This window comes from Snodgrassella sp. ESL0324 (assembly GCF_013344955.1).
Lineage (GTDB): Bacteria > Pseudomonadota > Gammaproteobacteria > Burkholderiales > Neisseriaceae > Snodgrassella > Snodgrassella alvi.
The window spans coordinates 47,213-65,955 of record NZ_JAAEDS010000001.1; the positions used below are offsets into that span (position 1 = coordinate 47,213).

The 18,743-nt window shown below is 40.3% G+C and carries 18 protein-coding genes; 14 read left to right on the top strand and 4 right to left on the bottom strand.

All coding sequences use genetic code 11. The features are described from left to right. Positions 1–124: 124 nt before the first annotated feature. Complete coding sequence (gene nfsB, locus GYY70_RS00185) at positions 125–769, top strand: oxygen-insensitive NAD(P)H nitroreductase (RefSeq protein WP_174830829.1); 645 nt, start codon at positions 125–127, stop codon at positions 767–769. A gap of 860 nt (positions 770–1,629) precedes the next feature. Here nfsB and GYY70_RS00190 read toward each other — a convergent pair. Further along, positions 1,630–2,259, bottom strand: a complete 630-nt coding sequence (locus GYY70_RS00190; RefSeq protein WP_174830830.1) for a 5-formyltetrahydrofolate cyclo-ligase — start codon at positions 2,257–2,259, stop codon at positions 1,630–1,632. Positions 2,260–2,452: 193 nt separating this feature from the next. On the opposite strand from GYY70_RS00190, the gene rpsB reads away from it, so the two are divergent. The 13 genes from rpsB (at position 2,453) to lpxA (ending at position 15,204) form a co-directional block, all read left to right on the top strand. Then, positions 2,453–3,202 carry a 30S ribosomal protein S2 gene (rpsB, locus tag GYY70_RS00195; RefSeq protein WP_025329694.1) on the top strand — a complete coding sequence of 250 codons (750 nt, stop codon included), beginning with the start codon at positions 2,453–2,455 and terminating at the stop codon, positions 3,200–3,202. Positions 3,203–3,315: 113 nt separating this feature from the next. Further along, entirely contained in the window at positions 3,316–4,188 is an 873-nt protein-coding gene (gene tsf, locus GYY70_RS00200) for a translation elongation factor Ts (RefSeq protein WP_025329695.1), read from the top strand. A gap of 167 nt (positions 4,189–4,355) precedes the next feature. Next, the gene (gene pyrH / locus GYY70_RS00205; protein WP_025329696.1) at positions 4,356–5,075 is read left to right on the top strand and encodes a UMP kinase; all 720 of its coding nucleotides are present in this window, start codon (positions 4,356–4,358) and stop codon (positions 5,073–5,075) included. A 127-nt stretch (positions 5,076–5,202) separates the two neighbouring features. Further along, positions 5,203–5,760 carry a ribosome recycling factor gene (gene frr / locus GYY70_RS00210; RefSeq protein WP_174830831.1) on the top strand — a complete coding sequence of 186 codons (558 nt, stop codon included), beginning with the start codon at positions 5,203–5,205 and terminating at the stop codon, positions 5,758–5,760. A 28-nt stretch (positions 5,761–5,788) separates the two neighbouring features. After that, positions 5,789–6,538, top strand: coding sequence for an isoprenyl transferase (locus GYY70_RS00215; RefSeq protein WP_143555308.1), 750 nt, complete (start codon positions 5,789–5,791; stop codon positions 6,536–6,538). Between the two features lie 8 nt (positions 6,539–6,546). Next, on the top strand, positions 6,547–7,356 hold the full coding sequence (locus tag GYY70_RS00220) for a phosphatidate cytidylyltransferase (RefSeq protein ID WP_174830832.1): 810 nt from the start codon (positions 6,547–6,549) through the stop codon (positions 7,354–7,356). 7 nt (positions 7,357–7,363) lie between these two features. Further along, a complete protein-coding gene (gene ispC / locus GYY70_RS00225; RefSeq protein ID WP_174830833.1) occupies positions 7,364–8,566 on the top strand; it encodes a 1-deoxy-D-xylulose-5-phosphate reductoisomerase in 1,203 nt (400 codons plus the stop codon). A 14-nt stretch (positions 8,567–8,580) separates the two neighbouring features. Then, positions 8,581–9,921 (top strand): RIP metalloprotease RseP, encoded by a 1,341-nt coding sequence (rseP, locus tag GYY70_RS00230; protein WP_096766028.1) that lies wholly within the window; start codon positions 8,581–8,583, stop codon positions 9,919–9,921. Between the two features lie 3 nt (positions 9,922–9,924). Continuing rightward, on the top strand, positions 9,925–12,300 hold the full coding sequence (gene bamA, locus GYY70_RS00235) for an outer membrane protein assembly factor BamA (protein ID WP_174830834.1): 2,376 nt from the start codon (positions 9,925–9,927) through the stop codon (positions 12,298–12,300). Between the two features lie 24 nt (positions 12,301–12,324). Further along, positions 12,325–12,822 (top strand): OmpH family outer membrane protein, encoded by a 498-nt coding sequence (locus GYY70_RS00240; RefSeq protein WP_084562371.1) that lies wholly within the window; start codon positions 12,325–12,327, stop codon positions 12,820–12,822. A 9-nt stretch (positions 12,823–12,831) separates the two neighbouring features. Next, positions 12,832–13,893 carry a UDP-3-O-(3-hydroxymyristoyl)glucosamine N-acyltransferase gene (gene lpxD / locus GYY70_RS00245; RefSeq protein ID WP_174830835.1) on the top strand — a complete coding sequence of 354 codons (1,062 nt, stop codon included), beginning with the start codon at positions 12,832–12,834 and terminating at the stop codon, positions 13,891–13,893. 4 nt (positions 13,894–13,897) lie between these two features. Continuing rightward, entirely contained in the window at positions 13,898–14,356 is a 459-nt protein-coding gene (gene fabZ, locus GYY70_RS00250) for a 3-hydroxyacyl-ACP dehydratase FabZ (RefSeq protein WP_084548510.1), read from the top strand. Positions 14,357–14,427: 71 nt separating this feature from the next. Then, entirely contained in the window at positions 14,428–15,204 is a 777-nt protein-coding gene (lpxA, locus tag GYY70_RS00255; protein ID WP_037392385.1) for an acyl-ACP--UDP-N-acetylglucosamine O-acyltransferase, read from the top strand. 720 nt (positions 15,205–15,924) lie between these two features. Here the strand turns inward: lpxA and GYY70_RS00260 are convergent. The 3 genes from GYY70_RS00260 to GYY70_RS00270 form a co-directional block, all read right to left on the bottom strand. Continuing rightward, entirely contained in the window at positions 15,925–16,341 is a 417-nt protein-coding gene (locus tag GYY70_RS00260) for a biopolymer transporter ExbD (protein WP_025329707.1), read from the bottom strand. A 2-nt stretch (positions 16,342–16,343) separates the two neighbouring features. Then, a complete protein-coding gene (locus GYY70_RS00265) occupies positions 16,344–17,009 on the bottom strand; it encodes a MotA/TolQ/ExbB proton channel family protein (RefSeq protein ID WP_084548509.1) in 666 nt (221 codons plus the stop codon). An 83-nt stretch (positions 17,010–17,092) separates the two neighbouring features. After that, positions 17,093–17,866 (bottom strand): energy transducer TonB, encoded by a 774-nt coding sequence (locus GYY70_RS00270; RefSeq protein WP_174830836.1) that lies wholly within the window; start codon positions 17,864–17,866, stop codon positions 17,093–17,095. Positions 17,867–18,743: the final 877 nt, after the last annotated feature.

The window sequence follows — 18,743 nt, forward strand, 5'->3', positions numbered from 1 at the left end:
ATATAGTGGTTATATATATTTTATGAGTATCCTTACTTATTTAATCAATATGATTATTATTTTCGAATTAAATTAATCAATTGAATTATTAAATAATTATTGAGAAACAACAGGAATCCAGACAATGAATATTACTGATATATCCAGACAGCGTTATACGACCAAACATTACGATAAAACAAAAAAAATTCCGGAAGAGCAGTTGGCGCAACTATTTGAAGTTATCAGAAATAGCCCTTCATCAGTAAATTCACAGCCTTGGCATTTTTTTGTAGTAGATAATGACGATGCTCGTGCCAAAATCATGCCGGCAATTGTAGAAATGAATCATCCGCGGGTAGCTGATTCATCACATACCTTAATATTCTGTGCTAAAACCCCCCTGGATGAGCAGCATTTACAGAATGTACTGGTTCAGGAAGAAAAGGATGGCCGTTTCGGAGAGAATGAATTTAAGGAAATGACGGATAAAGGCCGCCATTTTTTTGTTAATAAAAATAGTGCAACATCTCATAGCCAGCTAGAGTGGGAAAGCAGACAGTTATATATTGTATTGGGGCAGTTATTATTTGCAGCAGCAGCTATTGGTATCGATTCAACAGCAATTGAAGGCTTTGATGATCAGAAAATGGATGAAATTCTTGGTCTGCAACAACAGGGACTGAAGAGTGTACTGGTAGTCAGTCTTGGCTATCGTGCCGCTAATGACAGTAATGCTACCCGGCCAAAATCACGCTTGCCTGAAGAGCAGATATTTACTCGCTTGTAATTATCAGTTCCAGACTATTACCGATTATCGGGCAAAACAATAAATATACTGAATATCCGTATTTTATTGTTTTGCCTTATAAAAAATTGTACTTATGTGCTGAATTATATATTTGTTTGTGGCACCTTCGAATATAAGACTTAGCTAACCTTATAATTGATTTGATTTGATTTGATTTAGTTTAAAATGGGATCTATTCAGAAATAACCAGACAGCTAAATTTCTGATTACTAAATGATAACAACGAAGAGAAAACTTATTGAATAATACAGTTTAATAATGCTGAAGCTTAAAGAAAATAATCATTTAATTTTTATCTTTTTCTTTTAAATTTCTACGGAATAATAGCCAAAACTTTCACTTAAAATATAAATGGTATATTTTGCATCAGCAGATAAAGTGTATTGTATTAACCAAGGTGATACTGATAGTTTTCAGTTTCTAATTCTTACTCTGAATTGTGTTGATATTATTAATAATTAATACAGTTATCCTGTCTGGTTTAAGCATAATAAAATCATCTTTAAAATAAAAATCATAGAATAAATTATCTTGAAAAATAAAATTTGATAAGACTGGTTTATATTCAGATAAATAACCGTTTATTCCAGCCAAACCGTATTTTCTATTCTTTCGAGCAAAAATTTTCTATCTTTAGATAGTTTAATTAGCATATCATCAGGAAATCATAAGCCAAGCTCTAATAAATAAATGTATCCCGCAATATCTTCATTTAAAAATATTACTTTTGCATAATATTTTATTTTTACAATCTATTTAAGATTTTTGAAATTAAATTTATCGCTTATTTATACTTTTAAAAGTATCTTAAATACTAAAACCATTTTCTGTATAAATATTCAAGCAGATAATTTATTTATACCCAGCTTAAAGTGCACAATACCTTGTTCACAGACAAAATAAGGTATTTTGATATCATGTTTTTCAGTTTGAATTTCTTGTAACCGCTGGCAGGCAAAACCAGCCCCTATTAATTTCGGTTGCCAGGATTGTAATGCAGAAAGTGTGGCATCGTAATAACCGCCGCCTTGTCCCAGACGATTACCTCTTTGATCGATTCCCAGCAACGGTACAATCAGAGTATGTAAATAGCGAGCCCGAATGCGCTGACCATGAAATTGAGGAATTAAACCGCGCTTTTGTTTTAAACCGTACTGAGCCATAAAACGGGCTGTGGCTTGCTTACGAGAGAAGATAGGGCAGGGAGTAAACCATAATTGTCGTTGTCTGGCTGCAATATAAGGCAAATAAACTGTTGCTCCGCGTTTCTGAGCAGTAATAATAAATGACCACAGTGATAATTCACTGCCTACTGCCCAGTATACGGCTATCCGTTTATCACGTCGGATCAGAGGATAGAGTAGACGGTTAATTCGGGTAGTAGCATGCTGACGTATATCATCCTTTAACTGCTGCCGCTGCCGGCGCAAATAACCACGCTGTTGTCTTTTATCTGTATGTATCTGCATAATTTAGCCTGTTAATACTCAGGCAGGATACCCTAAAGCTGCATACTTGCCGTAACTGCTTTTTTTCTGTATCATCTGAGTGTTTTACCTCGGTAAAAATAAACAACGCTCGCACTGTACGCGAAAGGGTGCTCTGTTACAGAGTTCTATGCGTGGCAGTGTCAGGCTTTAACCCTTTTAAGGATAGATTATTATGTCACAAATTACTATGCGCCAGATGCTGGAAGCAGGCGTACACTTTGGTCATCAGACACGTTACTGGAATCCGAAAATGGCTGAGTACATTTTTGGTGCGCGTAACAAAATCCATATCATCAATCTGGAAAAAACCCTGCCGATGTTTGTAGAGGCTCAGGATGTAGTACGCCGTCTGGCTGCCAATAAAGGAACTGTACTGTTCGTAGGTACTAAACGTCAGGCACGTGATATCGTTAAGGAAGAAGCTACCCGCGCCGGTGCTCCTTACGTTGATCATCGCTGGTTGGGCGGTATGCTGACTAACTACAAAACCGTAAAACAGTCTATTAAACGTCTGGAAGAAAAAACTGTTGCGCTGGAAAATGCTACTGAAGCCGGTTACGGTAAAAAAGAAGTATTGGAAATGCAGCGTGAAGTTGCTAAGCTGGAACGTTCTTTGGGCGGTATTAAAGATATGAAAGGCCTGCCTGATGCGATTTTCGTTATCGATACCGGTTATCAGAAAGGTACTTTGGTAGAGGCAGCTAAACTGGGTATTCCGGTTATCGCTGTGGTTGATACCAATAACAGCCCTGATGATGTTAAATATGTAATTCCGGGTAATGATGACTCAGCTAAGGCAATTCGTTTGTACTGCCGTGGTATTGCTGATGCCATTCTGGAAGGTAAAGCTCAGTCTTTACAGGAAGTGGTTCAGGCTGCTCAGGCCGCAGAAGAGAAACAGGCTGCAACTGCTGCTGAATAATTAGTTATCTCATATCTTTGTAAAAGAAGGGGACGTTAGTGCCCCTTTTTTTAAAACAATTTTTCAGCCTGATATCTGTCTGGCTGAGCATAATTAAGTTTAAGGAGTAAAACATGGCTGCAATTACTGCAAAAATGGTAGGTGATTTGCGTGCTGCTACCGGTTTGGGCATGATGGAATGCAAAAAAGCTTTGGTAGAAGCCGAAGGTAATATGGAAAAAGCCGAAGAAATTCTGCGCATTAAATCCGGTGCAAAAGCTGGTAAGCTGGCTGGCCGTACTGCAGCAGAAGGTGTAGTTGCTGAATACGTGGATGGCAAAGTAGGTGCAGTTGCTGAAATTAACTGTGAAACAGATTTCGTTGCCAAAGATGCCAGCTTTATGGCATTTGCTCAGGCTGTGGCTAAAGCTGTTGCCGTGCACAACCCTGCTACACTGGAAGCATTGGCAGAAGCCAAAACAGATGATGGCGTTACTGTTGAAGAAGCTCGTAAAGCTGTCATTGCTAAGCTGGGTGAAAATATCACTGTACGACGGTTTGAACGGATTGAAACTGATAACAGTTTGGTAACCTATATGCACGGTACCAAAATCGGTGTACTGGTGGAACACAAAGGTGGCGATACACAGGCTATCCGTCAGGTAGCCATGCACATTGCTGCATCCAAACCACAATGCGTTTCTGCTGCTGAAGTGAACCCGGAAATTGTGGCAAAAGAACGCCACATTTATGAAGAGCAGGCTGCAGCTTCCGGCAAACCGGCAAATATCATTGAAAAAATGGTTGAAGGCCGGGTACAGAAATTCCTGGCTGAAGTAACTCTGCTGGGTCAGCAGTTCGTTATTAATCCTGATCAGACTGTGGAAAAATTCCTGAAAGAACAAAATGCTGAAGTAAGTCGTTTTGTTGCATTCCATGTTGGTGAAGGTATTGAGAAAAAAGAAGTGGATTATGCTGCTGAAGTAGCCGCTGCTTCTAAAGTATAAGGCTGTTTATGCTACGGGCACTCTGGATTCAGGCTCCTGAATCAGGGTGCTTTTTTTTGAGTTATCTGTTTACTCAGGTTGAGATAGCTGAAATAAAAGTTCCCATTTTTTTAAAATTTATCGATCGCTGTTAAACATCTAATAGCAAACTGACAGAAAGAATGATCATGACCAAACCAGCAAAATACAAACGTGTATTATTGAAATTATCCGGAGAGTCCCTGATGGGGCCGGATGCTTTTGGTATCAATCGCGATACTATTATGCAAATCACTGCACAGGTTAAAGAAGTGGTCGATATGGGTGTAGAAGTGGCTATTGTTATTGGCGGCGGTAACATCTTTCGCGGAATGGCGCAATCAGCCAAAGGCATGGAACGTGCTACTGCCGATTACATGGGCATGATGGCAACGGTGATGAATGCACTGGCTCTGAAAGAAGCATTTGAAAGTCAGCAGGTTAAAGCCAGAGTGCAGTCAGCACTAAGTATGCAGCAGGTAGCAGAAACTTATGCACGCCCGAAAGCCATCCAGTATCTGGAAGAAGGTAAGGTGGTGATTTTTGCAGCAGGAACCGGCAATCCGTTTTTTACTACAGATACCGCAGCAAGTTTGCGTGGAGTAGAAATGAATTGTGATATTATGTTAAAGGCAACCAATGTTGATGGGGTTTATACTGCTGATCCTAAAACCAATCCTGAAGCCAAACGTTATCAGCAAATTACTTTTGATGAGGCGATTAGCCAGAATCTGAAAGTAATGGATGCCACAGCATTTGCTTTATGTCGTGAACAGAAACTGAATATTGTGGTATTCGGCATCTTCAAACCGGGAGCACTTAAACGGGTTATCTGGGGTGAAGATGAAGGTACATTAGTCCATGTATAAACATCAGACTGCTTAACTAAACTTGTGGTGACGCGTATAACTGCGTTAGTATGCGCGTTTGCCATTTTCTGACAGCAAAAATTTGAGAAAATTGAAATAAATGCTGTCAGGCCAGACAGGAATATTCATGATTAACGAAATTCAACGCACTGCTGAAACCAAAATGCAGAAATCACTGGATGTATTGCGCGATAATCTGTCTAAAGTTCGTACAGGGCGCGCTCATACCGGTTTACTAGATCAGGTTGAGGTGGAATATTACGGAAGCATGGTATCTGTTAGTCAGGTTGCCAGTGTAACCTTGCTGGATGCCCGCACCATCGGGGTGAAACCCTATGAAAGTAAAATGGCTGCTGTTATCGAAAAGGCTATTCGTAACTCAAATCTTGGCCTGAATCCGGCAGCAATGGGTGATCTGATTCGGGTACCCATGCCAATGCTTACCGAAGAGCGACGTAAAGATCTGATTAAAGTAGTCCGTGGTGAAGCTGAAGATGGCCGGGTAGTCGTGCGTAATATACGACGTGATGCCAATAATGACCTCAAACGTCTGCATAAAGACAAAGAAATCAGTGAAGACGAAGTTCATCGCGGTGAAGAAGGTATTCAGAAGCTTACTGATAAATACATTGCTGAAATTGATAAGATGCTGGCAACTAAAGAAGCCGATCTGATGGCAATCTGAACTATATAATTGCAGTAAAGGATGTATTTTGGTTACTAGTAGTACTCAGAGTGTGCCCGAACATACCGAAATCCCGAGGCATATTGCCGTTATTATGGACGGTAATGGACGTTGGGCTAAAAAACGTCTGATGCCACGGATTATGGGGCATAAAAAAGGGCTGGAAATGCTGGAAGAAATGACAGCAAACTGCGCACGTATGGGTGTGGAGTATCTGACAGTCTTTGCTTTTTCTACTGAAAACTGGCGTCGTCCTCTGGACGAAGTTAATTTTCTGATGGGGCTGTTTTTGCAGTCATTGCAAAAACGGGTACAAAAATTGCATAAAAATAATCTGCGTCTGCGTGTCATTGGTGATCGCAGCCGTTTTGCAGCAGAAATCGTACACGGGATTGAAGAAGCAGAAGCATTGACAGCAGCCAATACCGGGCTAACTCTGACTATAGCTGCTGATTATGGTGGTCGCTGGGATATTTTGCAGGCGGTTAATCAGGCTATTCAGGCCGGAGATACCAAACTGACTGAAACCAGCATCCTGCCATATCTGTCACTTGGTTATGCTCCCGAACCGGATTTATTTATCCGTACAGGCGGCGAAACCCGTATCAGTAATTTTCTTCTATGGCAACTGGCTTATACCGAGTTATATTTTACGCCAGTTCTGTGGCCGGATTTTGATGAATCTCAGCTGGCTAATGCTGTACGTTCCTATCAGGAACGGGAGAGACGGTTTGGCAGAACCTCGGAGCAGTTGCCACTTACCCAACAGCGACTCTAAATTTATTTATGCTCAAACAACGTATTCTTACTGCTCTGGTTTTACTGCCCTTAATGATAGGTATGTTGTTCGGGGCTAACAACAGTTTATGGGCTGCATTTAGCGGTCTGATTGCCTTACTGGCTTTATGGGAATATGCCCGTATTGCCCATTTCACTAACATACAGAATGCCCTCTATCTGCTGGTCAGCGCAGTAGGCGGCGGATGTCTTTATTTTTATTATCAGCAGACGGCATTACCACTCTGGATACAGATAATGGTTTTGTTGTTCTGGCTGATTATCGTACCAGTCTGGTTAAAATTTAAATGGAAAATCAGAGCCAACTTGTCTGGTGTCATGATTGGCTGGCTATTAATGGTGCCTTTCTGGCAGGCATTAATTTCCTTGCGGCCGGATACTAAAGCTGCCGGTGCTCTTTTATCGATCATGGCGTTAGTGTGGATTGCCGATATTGCTGCCTATTTTGTCGGAAGGGCTGTAGGTAAACGTAAACTGGCTCCAACTATCAGTCCGAATAAAAGCTGGGAAGGTGCTATTGGTGCGGTTATTTGCGTTGCTATCTATACAATTGTCCTGCAACAGCAAGGCTGGTTACCCATTATTCTGCCTTGGTGGCAAACTCTGTGTCTGGCTTTTGTTCTGACTGCAGTCAGTATCTGCGGTGATTTGCTGGAAAGCTGGTTAAAGCGTGCCGGTGGTGTAAAAGACAGCAGCCAGCTTTTACCCGGACATGGCGGTGTATTTGATCGGATAGATTCCCTGATTGCTGTACTGAGTGTTTATGCCGCCTTGATAGCCTGTTTTAGTGTAAAGTGATTTTTTGATGAGTGGTTATAATCCTACATCTATAACTATTCTGGGAGCGACTGGCAGCATTGGTCAGAGTACTCTTGATGTTATTGGGCGCCATCCTGAAAGGTTTTCTGTTTTTGCGTTAACCGCACACCAGAAAATTGATCGTCTGGCAGAACTGTGTGTACGTTATCATCCAGTTTACGCTGTGGTTGCTACCGCTGCGCAGGCGGATGTTCTGCGAGTACAATTACAGACGGCTGCTGTTACCACAGAGGTTTTATTTGGAGAGCAGGCCCTGTGTGATGTTGCACAGGATAGTGAAACTAATGCTGTAATGGCTGCTATTGTGGGTGCCGCCGGCTTAAGACCTACATTAGCAGCAGCAAAAGCCGGTAAGACTATTTATCTGGCAAATAAAGAAACTCTGGTAGTCGCCGGTGCCTTATTTATGCAGACTGTTCAGCAGTACGGTGCACGGCTGTTACCTGTAGATAGTGAGCATAATGCTATTTTTCAGGCATTACCTGATAATTATCAGGGAAATTTGGAGCATGCTGGCGTAGCATCGCTGGTTTTAACGGCATCAGGTGGTCCTTTTCTGCATACTGCACTGGCAGATTTTGCGGCTATTACCCCTGAGGCTGCAATATGCCATCCAAACTGGCAGATGGGTCGCAAAATTTCTGTTGATTCAGCTAGTATGATGAATAAGGGCCTTGAGTTAATAGAGGCTCACTGGTTATTTAATGCTGCTGCTGAACAGCTGGAAGTGATTATTCATCCGCAAAGTGTGATACACAGTATGGTTCGTTACCGAGATGGTTCTGTACTGGCTCAAATGGGTAAACCGGATATGCGTATTCCGATTGCACATTGTCTGGGCTTACCAGACAGAATTGATTCAGGGGTTGAACAGCTGGATTTTACCAGTTTAAGTGGTTTACACTTTTTGGCACCGGATTTCGTGCGTTTTCCATGCCTGAAACTGGCTTATGATGTATTACACAGCAATCATCCGGCCAGTTCATGTGTGCTGAATGCAGCTAATGAAGTTGCCGTAGCTGCCTTTCTGGACAGAAACATTCAGTTTGTTGATATAGCGTCAGTTGTTGATAACTGTCTGCAATATTTTAGCGGGCAAACTGCGTCTTCTATAGAAGAACTATTGCAACTTGATACACGGGTGCGTAGTGTAGCTAGTGCATGGATAGCTGGCCGGTCTGCCGGATGAGAACAGGATAAACCATGTTATTAACCATATTTGCTTTTATTGTAGCAATTTTACTGCTGGTAAGTTTGCACGAATTAGGCCATCTGGTTGTGGCTCGCTGGTGTGGTGTTAAAGTACTGCGTTTTAGTATTGGTTTTGGTAAACCATTTTTTTGTTTAAAACGCGGCAATATCGAATGGTGTCTGGCACCCATCCCTCTCGGGGGTTATGTCAAAATGGTTGATACCCGTGAAGGAGATGTCAGTGAAGCTGATTTACCTTATGCTTTTGATAAGCAGCATCCTCTTAAACGTATTGCAATCGTTGTTGCCGGCCCGTTGACCAACCTGATATTAGCAGTACTGCTGTATGCAGCAAGTTTCAGTATAGGCGGTATTACTCAAATTCGCCCCTGGGTGGGTATGGTTGAGCCAGCTACAGTAGCTGCTGATGCAGGTTTTCAGCAAGGCGACCGTATCAATAGCGTTAACGGACAGGCTGTCACAGACTGGACGGATGCTCAGGCTAAAATTATGCTTAATCTGGATAGCGGCAAAGTTCAGGTTGATGTTATCAATGCAGCCGGACAACCGCAGCAGCGGCAACTGAATATTGCCGGTACCGATGCTGCTGCTAATGTTGCCAAAACCGGTTATCTGGGTATTGCACCTTTCAAAGTTATTAATCAGATAGGTATGGTTATACCGGATAGTGTCGCAGCTAAAGCTGGTCTGCGTACAGGTGATATCTTATTGACCATTAACGGACGCAAACTTACTGGCTGGCAGGATTGGGTAGACAGTATCCGGGCCAGTGCCGGTGCAAAACTTGACATTAGTTATCAGCGAAGCGGACAGATTCTGCAAACTAGCCTGCGACCGGAATCAGTGCTTGAAAAGGGAGCAATAATTGGTCAGGTTGGTGTAGGTGCCATGCGTGATAAAACATGGGATGCCCAGATTCGCCAGCATTATCAGCCCGGTTTTTTTGAATCTGCACGATTGGCTATGCAACGCACGTGGGATTACATTACACTTACTCTTTCCATGTTTGCCAAATTACTTACTGGTCAGGCGTCACTGCATTATCTTTCCGGTCCATTGACTATTGCAGATGTAGCTGGCAAAACTGCTGCTATGGGCTGGCAAAGTTATACAGAATTTCTGGCTCTGGTCAGCGTAAGTCTTGGCGTACTCAATTTATTACCCGTTCCCGTATTAGACGGGGGGCATTTACTGTATTATGCCATCGAGTGGATTCGTGGCAGACCCCTGAGTTTGCGTATACAGGAAATGGGGTTGCGTTTTGGTATTGCTGCCATGTTAATGTTAATGCTGGTGGCTTTCTTCAATGATATTACCCGTTTGTTTGGATGAATGATGAAATTAAAACAGATTACTGTCAGTTTAATGGCGCTTGGCCTGTCTTCACTGGCTTTAGCAGTCGAACCGTTTACCATAAAAGACATTCGGGTAGAGGGTTTACAGCGTACAGCTCCCACAACTGTTTTCAGTTACCTTCCGGTTAAAATCGGTGATACTTTTACCGATACGGAGGGTGAAGAGATTATCAAAAAACTGTATGCGACAGGTTTTTTTGATGATGTACGGGTTGAAACCATGGGTAATCAGGTCCTGTTAACTGTAGTGGAACGGCCAATTATCAGCAGCTTTGATGTTACTGGCGGTAAATCCATCAATAATAATGATATTAAGAAAAACCTGAGTGGTTTTGGTCTGGGTCAATCACGCGTATTTAATCCGGCTACATTGGAGCAGGCAATAATAGGTTTGCAGGATGCCTATCGCCAGCGTGGTAAAAATGCGGTAAAAATTACTCCCAAGGTTACCAGACTGGAACGTAATCGTGTTGCACTTGAGCTGAAAATAGATGAAGGTGCAACGACAACCATCAAATCAATTAATTTTAGTGGTAATAAACACTATTCTGCCCATACTTTGCGTAAACAGATGTCATTAAGCCAGAAAAGCTGGACAAGCTGGTTAACCAGGGATGATCGTTATTCAGATACCCAGTTACAGCAGGATCTGGATAAAATCAATAATTATTATCAGGATCATGGGTATCTGAATTTTCGTATTGCTGATGTTAAAGTAAACAGCAGTGATGATAAAACTGCTCAGATGATTAACATCACAGTAAATGAAGGCGAACGCTATCGCTGGGGTAATGTAACTGTTGGCGGTGATACCCGTGAAGTACCAGCAGAATCATTACAGCAACTGGTTAAAATCAAACCGGGAAGATGGTATAACCGCTCACAGATGATTAATATCATCAGAGCCATTCAGGACAAAATGGGTAGCTCAGGTTATGCTTTCTGTCAGGTAGATGTTCGTTCTGTAACTAATGAAAATACACATGTTGTCGATTTTGTACTGAATGTTGTTCCTGATCGTAAAGTCTATGTTAATCAGATCAATATTACAGGTAACAACAAAACCCGTGATGAGGTACTACGGCGAGAATTGCGCCAAATGGAACGCGCTCCCTATGATGTATCGAAAATTAACCGTTCCAAAGAGCGTGTTCAGCAATTAGGCTATTTTGATAATGCTCAGGTAGATGTTAAGCCTGTAGCAGGTACACCAGATCAGGTTGATCTGGATATGAGTGTCAAAGAGAGATCAACCGGTTCTATTAATGTTGGTGCCGGTTGGGCGCAGGATGACGGTTTGCTGCTGTCAGCAGGTATTGCACAGGATAATTTGTTTGGTACCGGTAAATCGGCCAGTCTGCAACTATCCCGCTCCAAGGTTAATCAGGTTGCGGCTCTTTCCTTTACAGATCCGTATTTCACTCCTGATGGTGTCAGTCTGGGGTATAACCTGTACTATCGTGGTTATAACCCCAGCAAATCAGACAGTAACTCAATGGACTATAAAACCACGACCATTGGCGCAGCAATGACCATGGGCGTACCGATTACCGAGTATGACCGTGTTAATTTCAGTCTTGGTGCAGAGCATCTGGCCGTTAACTTATATGGCGAATATGCGCCGCAGCGTTATGCTGAATTTGTTCAGAAATATGGTAAAGATAACTGGATATTAAAAGGTACTGTGGGCTGGGGTCGTAACACCACAGACAGTTCATTATGGCCTACTCGCGGCTACATAATGAATGCTAATGTTAACAGTGGTTTACCTGGCGGTGATTTACAATATTACAGCATTAGTCATGACCAGCGCTGGTATTTCCCGATAAATAAAAACTTTACCCTTATGCTATACGGACAGCTTGGTTATGCGGACGGCTATGGAAAAACCAAGGATTTGCCATTTATGTATGCTTTTAATGGCGGTGGTTTAGGTTCAGTACGTGGTTATGAGTCTGGTACACTTGGTCCGAAATACTTTAACCGATACAGTGACGGTTCATATAGTAGTGATTCCAGCAGTTATGGTGGTAATTATATTGCTACTGCAACTGCAGAACTGTTGTTCCCGTTTCCGGGAATTAAAGATCAGCATACTGTCCGCCTCAGCATGTTTGCAGATGCCGGTAGTGTGTGGGATAACAAAACTTATAACTATTATGATGAAAAAAATCCTTATGGCGGCTCCAAAACACATAAATCAAGTATTGGTAACGAAGTACGCTATTCTGCTGGTTTAGCTGTTACCTGGTTGTCACCTATGGGACCACTGAAATTCAGTTATGCTTATCCAATTCATAAGAAATCGGAAGATCAGATACAACGCTTCCAGTTCCAGTTGGGAACTACGTTCTAATCGCAGCTAGATAAGGACAAATTTATGTTTAAAAAAATTGTTTTAACATTTGCTGCTGTGCTTTCCTGCTCTTTTGCATGGGCAGAAAGTATACAAAAGCTCGGCTTTATTGATACCAGTCGTGTTTATCAGCAATCTGTTCAGGCTCAGTCTATTCAGAAAGTTCTTGATAAAGAATTTGCGCCATTTCAGAAAAAACTGCAAGCCATGCAAACTGAAGGGCTGAAACTAAAAGAAGCAATTGAATCAGGGAAAGTTCCGGCGGCCGAACGTGAAGCAAAAATAAAACAAATGCTGCAAATGGATGAACAATATAAAGAAGCAGCTGCAAAACTGGCAGAAGATTACAACCTGCGTCGTAATGAAGAGTTTGCCTCACTTCAGCAAAATGCCAATAAAGTTATTATCGAAATGGCACGAAAAGAAGGATATGATTTAATCATACAGGATGCCATATTTGTCAACAGTAAATTTGATATCACTGATGCTGTTATTAAAGCATTAAATGCACAAAAACAGTAAGGCAGAAATATGGCTGTAAACCAGATAACCGCTACCGCTTTAGTTGAAGAGCTGGGCGGACAATTGCGTGGCAGTGATGTCATTGTTACCAGAATTACTTCATTACAACATGCTCAGGCAAACGATATCAGCTTTCTCAGTAATCCACGTTTGCGTGCAGAAGCATTGGCCAGTAAGGCCGGGGTACTGATTGTTACCGAAAAATCTGCTGAAGTTTTAACTGATCGTACACTGATAGTTACTGATGATCCTTATCTTTACTTTGCTCAAGTTGCCCGTTTGTTTCATCCTCGCATTCAGGCTAAAGCATCTATCCATCCCAGTGCAGTAGTTGCACCATCTGCACAAATTGCAGCCAGTTGCGAAATTGGTGCTCATGTTGTTATTGGTGAGCGCTGTATCATTGGTGAAAACACACGCATTCTGGCTGGCGCTGTTATTGAAGATGATTGTGCGGTGGGCAATGACTGTGTTATTCATGCTAATGTAACCATTTATCATGGTTGTATACTGGGTAACCGGGTAGAACTGCATTCGGGATGTGTTATTGGTGCTGATGGGTTCGGTTTTGCATGGGACAAACAGAAAAATGAATGGTTTAAAATTGTTCAGACCGGTTGCGTAATTCTTGGCGATGATGTCGAAATTGGAGCCAATACCACAATCGACCGCGGAGCAATTGAAAACACCATCATAGAAAATGATGCCAAAATTGATAATCAGGTGATGATTGGCCATAACGGTAAAATCGGTGCTCATGTAGCTATTGTAGCCTGTACAGGCATTGCCGGTAGTACAGAAGTTGGCGCTTATTCCGTTATCGGCGGTGCAGCAATGATTGGTGGTCATTTACACATTCCGCCAAAAACAACGATTGGTGCCGCTACAGCTGTCAGCCACAGTATTAAGGAAAGCGGATACTATGCTTCTATTTTTCCGTTACAAAAACATAGTGACTGGGTAAAAAATGCTGCCCATATTCGTCACTTACATGAAATGAATCAAAAAATAAAAGCCTTGGAACATCAATTAGCCGAATTAAACGGCAATTCATCAAACCAACAGGATTAAAGCAATGGATTGGTCTTTACCTTTAGATATTCGTACCCTGCAGAAATTATTACCTCATCGTTATCCGTTTTTACTGATTGATCGTGTTATCGCTTACGACGGTGAAGCCATGACTTTGAGTGCAATTAAAAATGTCACAGCTAACGAACCCTTTTTTCTTGGTCATTTTCCTGATTTTCCGGTTATGCCTGGTGTGTTGATTATTGAGGCTATGGCACAGGCATGTGGAACACTGGCTATTTTAAGTCATGGTGGTCGTGACAATGATGAAATTTATTTTTTTGTAGGCATCGATAATGCCCGTTTCAAGCGTCAGGTTGTCCCTGGCGATCAGCTGAAATTCGAAGTTAAATTATTGGCAAACAAACGTGATATCGGTAAATTCAAGGCTGTTGCTTTAGTAGATAATCAGGTTGCGGCAGAAGCTGAAATCATGTGTGCCAAACGCAAGGTAGAAAAATAAAAAATACATCACTAAAAATATTAATCATCTATGATTAAACTAGTCGTTAACCACGACAGCAGGAAAAATACATGACGCAGATTCATCCCACAGCCATTATTGATCCCAAAGCAGAACTCGATAGTAGCGTATCTGTGGGAGCCTATACCATAATCGGTGCAAACGTGCAGATTGGAGCCAATACCGATATCGGACCGCATGTTGTTATTGACGGGCACACTACTATTGGTGAAGGCAATCGAATTTTTCAGTTTGCTTCACTGGGAGCAATCCCACAAGATAAAAAATACCATGGGGAACCAACAAGACTTATTATTGGTAACCATAACACCATCCGTGAATTTACCACCTTCAATACGGGTACCGTTACCGGCATTGGTGAAACTCGTATAGGTGATGATAACTGGATAATGGCTTATGTTCATTTGGCTCATGACTGTGTTGTCGGCAATCATACAGTTTTTGCCAACAATGCATCGCTTGCAGGACACGTTGTTATCGGCGACTATGTAATACTGGGCGGCTTCTCACTTGTACATCAATTTTGTCAAATTGGCGATTATGCTATGACAGCTTTTGCTGCCGGTGTGCATAAAGATGTGCCCCCGTATGTTATGGCTGCTGGTTATCGTGCCGAGCCAGCTGGACTTAACACTGAAGGTTTACGCCGGCACCAATTTACATCAGAACAAATTGCCAACATCAAACGTCTGTATAAAATTCTTTACCGCCAGGGATTGGCTTATGCTGATGCTAAAGCCAGAATTATTGCTGAAGCAGATTCAGCACCTGAGTTACATGTGTTTAAAGAATTTTTTGCACAATCAACGCGTGGTATTATTCGTTAGTTCAGGCGCAATACAACAGGTAGATAATCAACAATTAATCTACCTGTTTTACATTTAAAGATAGAAATCCAGATACAGATATTTAATAGATGGATTATTTAATAATCTAGAAAATTTTTACATGAAATTTACTACATAACAATATCTAAATTCTATAAGTTATTTTAATAAGTGCCTCAGAAAAATCTGCTGAATAATAAACTCTGTTATTCCATAACTCTGGAAAGCAATATTGATATATTGCTTTTATTAATACTTATATCGTAAAAATTTCATTATAAATATAAAAGGGAGAATCAATCGTTTGATTGGTTATAAAAATATTTTCTTGAAATATTTGACATTATCAGTTCAGCTCTTTTCTAAAGGCAAATAAAGAAAGAAAAAGGCGGCGTAAAAGACTAAGCAAAAAATGACATCATGTATATTTTATTAGTACCTATATTATCGAGTATATAAATAGTCTCCACTCAGTAATATGATATTACTCCTTTCATATCCCACTAGAAATAATATACGCAACTATATTTATATCAGTAATTATGAATAATTATTTAATATGCGCAAACGGATACAAAAATAGTTTAGGTATTTAATTATGATATCAAATTTTATTGTAGTATTATTTAATTAAATGTATTGAAATAAAAATAATCTATTAAAAAATGGACTTTCCTCGATAGAAAGTCCATTTAATAGAATTATATTGAGATATTTAATTTACGATTTATCTTCCGTAACAAAGCCAACTTTTACCAAACCTGCATCCCGAGCAGCGGCTAATACCTGAGCAACATGATCATAAGCAACGTGTTTATCAGCAGCTATCGCCAGTACTAGTTCTGGATCTGCCTGAGCCTTTAGATGTAAATCATTTTTTAGTTGAGTTAGGGAAAGTGTTTGTTCGCCTAATTTATATTGCCCGTCAGCACCAATCGATAAGCGTAATGGAGATTTTGGTTCTGTTTGCTCCGTAGGATTAGCGGTGGTAGGTAAAGTTAACGGGATAGAATGAGTTAATACTGGCATCGTAATCATAAAGACAATCAAGAGTACCAGCATTACATCAACCAGCGGCGTTACATTAATATCAGCTGATTCATGTACCTCATCATCACTGAAATGACCGAATGCCATCACTATTCCTCATTATTTAATAATTGTGCATGTAAATCATGAGCAAAACCATCAAGATCACGACTTAAATTTTTCTTGCTGCGTACCAGACCATTGTAAAATAGTAAAGCCGGAATCGCTGCAAATAAACCTATGGCGGTAGAAATTAATGCCTCACCTATAGGACCAGCTACAGCAGCAATACTCATCTGTCCGCTATGGCCAATATTAATTAAAGCATGATAAATACCCCATACAGTACCAAATAATCCGATAAATGGAGCACTTGAACTTATTGATGCCAATACAGTCAGTCCACTCTCATAGTGGCGCATAATCTGTTCCATACTATTACGAATCTGACTGGTAAGGTAGCGGTTAAAGGGCATGGCCGCAGCCAAAGAATGATTAGCTTTATCATGATAAAGCTTACTTGCGTGTAATGCATCACGAGTCAGTAAAGCCACCGGTGAATGGTTTTCAGCCAGTTCATGTTGCAATTGAACCAGATTCTCAGCTGTCTCAAAGCAAATTAAAGCTATGCGATTATCCCGCCTTGCGCACCATAAACTCCAGCATCGAACCAAAGCAATAATCCAGGTTATAATGCTCATCAAGACAAGAATAGCCAGAACAGTTAGCAAAATCCAACCGCTTTGAGCATAAATTGAAGCAATATTACCATCCATAAGAATAATTACCTTCAAAGTTAATAATGATTTAACTAAATCATTTAAAATACAAAAATTACATTACTTATCGTTATTTTTTATCAATCTGATATTTTGAATTTTATATTAAACTGATAGTTATAAGAGATTGGAATACCACCGCGCGTAGCTGGTTTAAAACGATATCTCAGTATTGCCTGCTTAGCAGCCCGGTCAAGACGGCTATAGCCACTACTTTTACTTATAGTGACATTAAGTGCTTTTCCGTCTGCACCTACATAAACCTTTATACCCACCACACCTTCTTCCCCATTACTCCGAGAGTCATACGGATAATCCGGGTTTAATGCAGCCAGATAACCTCCCTGATATTCTTTTGGCACAACTAAGCTACCAGCAGACTGATCACTGCTGTTTTTACCATTTGCAGATTTGGAATCTGATTTTCCGCCAGTATTTGCAGAAGTAGCATCTGGAACATTGTTGCTAGGTGCAGGCGCTATTGGCGATGATTTTGCTACTACAGGTATCAACTTCGGTTCATCCTCTTTGGGTGGAGTAACTTTAAATTGACTTTGTACTTTGCTAGTTGCTACAGGTTTTATCAGAGTTTTTTCAGGTAGCACTTTTTTAGGCGGTGTTTTTACCGTCTGTTTATGCACAACATGCTGTTGAGATTCGGGTTGTTGAGGAACATCGTCAGCAATCTTGCCAGCCATATCCGAGCTTATACCTAAATCAACAAAATTCAGTGCTTGTATATTATTATCAACTTTAATCTGCTGTTCATTAAATGCTATTGTCCAAAATAAAATAGCATGCACGCCCAGCACTAGAATAACAATTAAAAAATTGACTTTGCGTTGGTTTTCCATATCGTTGCATGATAATAGAAACCATTATTATTTGCAATATAACTTAACACTAAAACATAAGACTGCGTTAATCAGTCAGATTGAGCAATTTATAAGCTTGTTAAAGTGTAAACAGATCGTATTTAAAGCTTTAATACACCTATATACAATTATCAAAACAATATAATTATGACTTGATTCTATACTTAATATTTAAAAACAAAATATAAGATTAATTAAAATAGAAAATTATCTGATTATCGGAATTAATTTAGAACTATTAATTAAAGGTAACAGAAAAACCGCTTTATCTTTATATATATCTATATCTCTAAATTTAGCTAATACTATTCTGACAAAATCAAAATATAAAAAAACAGCAACAGACTAAAGTTAGAAAAATAGCTATAGGACACATCTATATAGTATAGAGTTCATAAAGTACAAGATAAAAGTTAAGTTAATTATTTAATTGATATATTTTAACAACAAAAAAGTTTACTGAAGCTCTATTATAGAAACGATAGCCTTAAATATATCTAAATTAAATTTGGTTTAATCAATAAAGCCTGAGTCAAAGTAGTTCACAATAATTTAAAGTGAGTATATGAAAGTGCCAAATACAAATATAAGAAGAGTCATCTAATCACAAGTAAAAGGAAATAGAGGCTATAAACAAGTCAACATCCCTATCGGCAGATAGTGGAGTCAAATAAAATCGCAAAGACTGAGTCAAAGGCACCAAAAATAAACACAGGAAAAACAGAGTAGTGAGGAGAAAGTCAAAAATAAATGCAGGCAGGAGTTGACAGGGGGTTTGTGGAGGCGTATAGTTCGCCTTCTTCGCTGATGACGCGACACGAAACAAACGAACAGTTTAAAGTAGAACGCAGTCGAA

Coding starts and splice junctions, on each gene's coding strand:
- nfsB (WP_174830829.1), top strand. CDS start 125: ATGAATATTACTGATATATCCAGACAGCGTTATACGACCAAACATTAC.
- GYY70_RS00190 (WP_174830830.1), bottom strand. CDS start 2,259: ATGCAGATACATACAGATAAAAGACAACAGCGTGGTTATTTGCGCCGG.
- rpsB (WP_025329694.1), top strand. CDS start 2,453: ATGTCACAAATTACTATGCGCCAGATGCTGGAAGCAGGCGTACACTTT.
- tsf (WP_025329695.1), top strand. CDS start 3,316: ATGGCTGCAATTACTGCAAAAATGGTAGGTGATTTGCGTGCTGCTACC.
- pyrH (WP_025329696.1), top strand. CDS start 4,356: ATGACCAAACCAGCAAAATACAAACGTGTATTATTGAAATTATCCGGA.
- frr (WP_174830831.1), top strand. CDS start 5,203: ATGATTAACGAAATTCAACGCACTGCTGAAACCAAAATGCAGAAATCA.
- GYY70_RS00220 (WP_174830832.1), top strand. CDS start 6,547: ATGCTCAAACAACGTATTCTTACTGCTCTGGTTTTACTGCCCTTAATG.
- ispC (WP_174830833.1), top strand. CDS start 7,364: ATGAGTGGTTATAATCCTACATCTATAACTATTCTGGGAGCGACTGGC.
- rseP (WP_096766028.1), top strand. CDS start 8,581: ATGTTATTAACCATATTTGCTTTTATTGTAGCAATTTTACTGCTGGTA.
- bamA (WP_174830834.1), top strand. CDS start 9,925: ATGAAATTAAAACAGATTACTGTCAGTTTAATGGCGCTTGGCCTGTCT.
- GYY70_RS00240 (WP_084562371.1), top strand. CDS start 12,325: ATGTTTAAAAAAATTGTTTTAACATTTGCTGCTGTGCTTTCCTGCTCT.
- lpxD (WP_174830835.1), top strand. CDS start 12,832: ATGGCTGTAAACCAGATAACCGCTACCGCTTTAGTTGAAGAGCTGGGC.
- fabZ (WP_084548510.1), top strand. CDS start 13,898: ATGGATTGGTCTTTACCTTTAGATATTCGTACCCTGCAGAAATTATTA.
- lpxA (WP_037392385.1), top strand. CDS start 14,428: ATGACGCAGATTCATCCCACAGCCATTATTGATCCCAAAGCAGAACTC.
- GYY70_RS00260 (WP_025329707.1), bottom strand. CDS start 16,341: ATGGCATTCGGTCATTTCAGTGATGATGAGGTACATGAATCAGCTGAT.
- GYY70_RS00265 (WP_084548509.1), bottom strand. CDS start 17,009: ATGGATGGTAATATTGCTTCAATTTATGCTCAAAGCGGTTGGATTTTG.
- GYY70_RS00270 (WP_174830836.1), bottom strand. CDS start 17,866: ATGGAAAACCAACGCAAAGTCAATTTTTTAATTGTTATTCTAGTGCTG.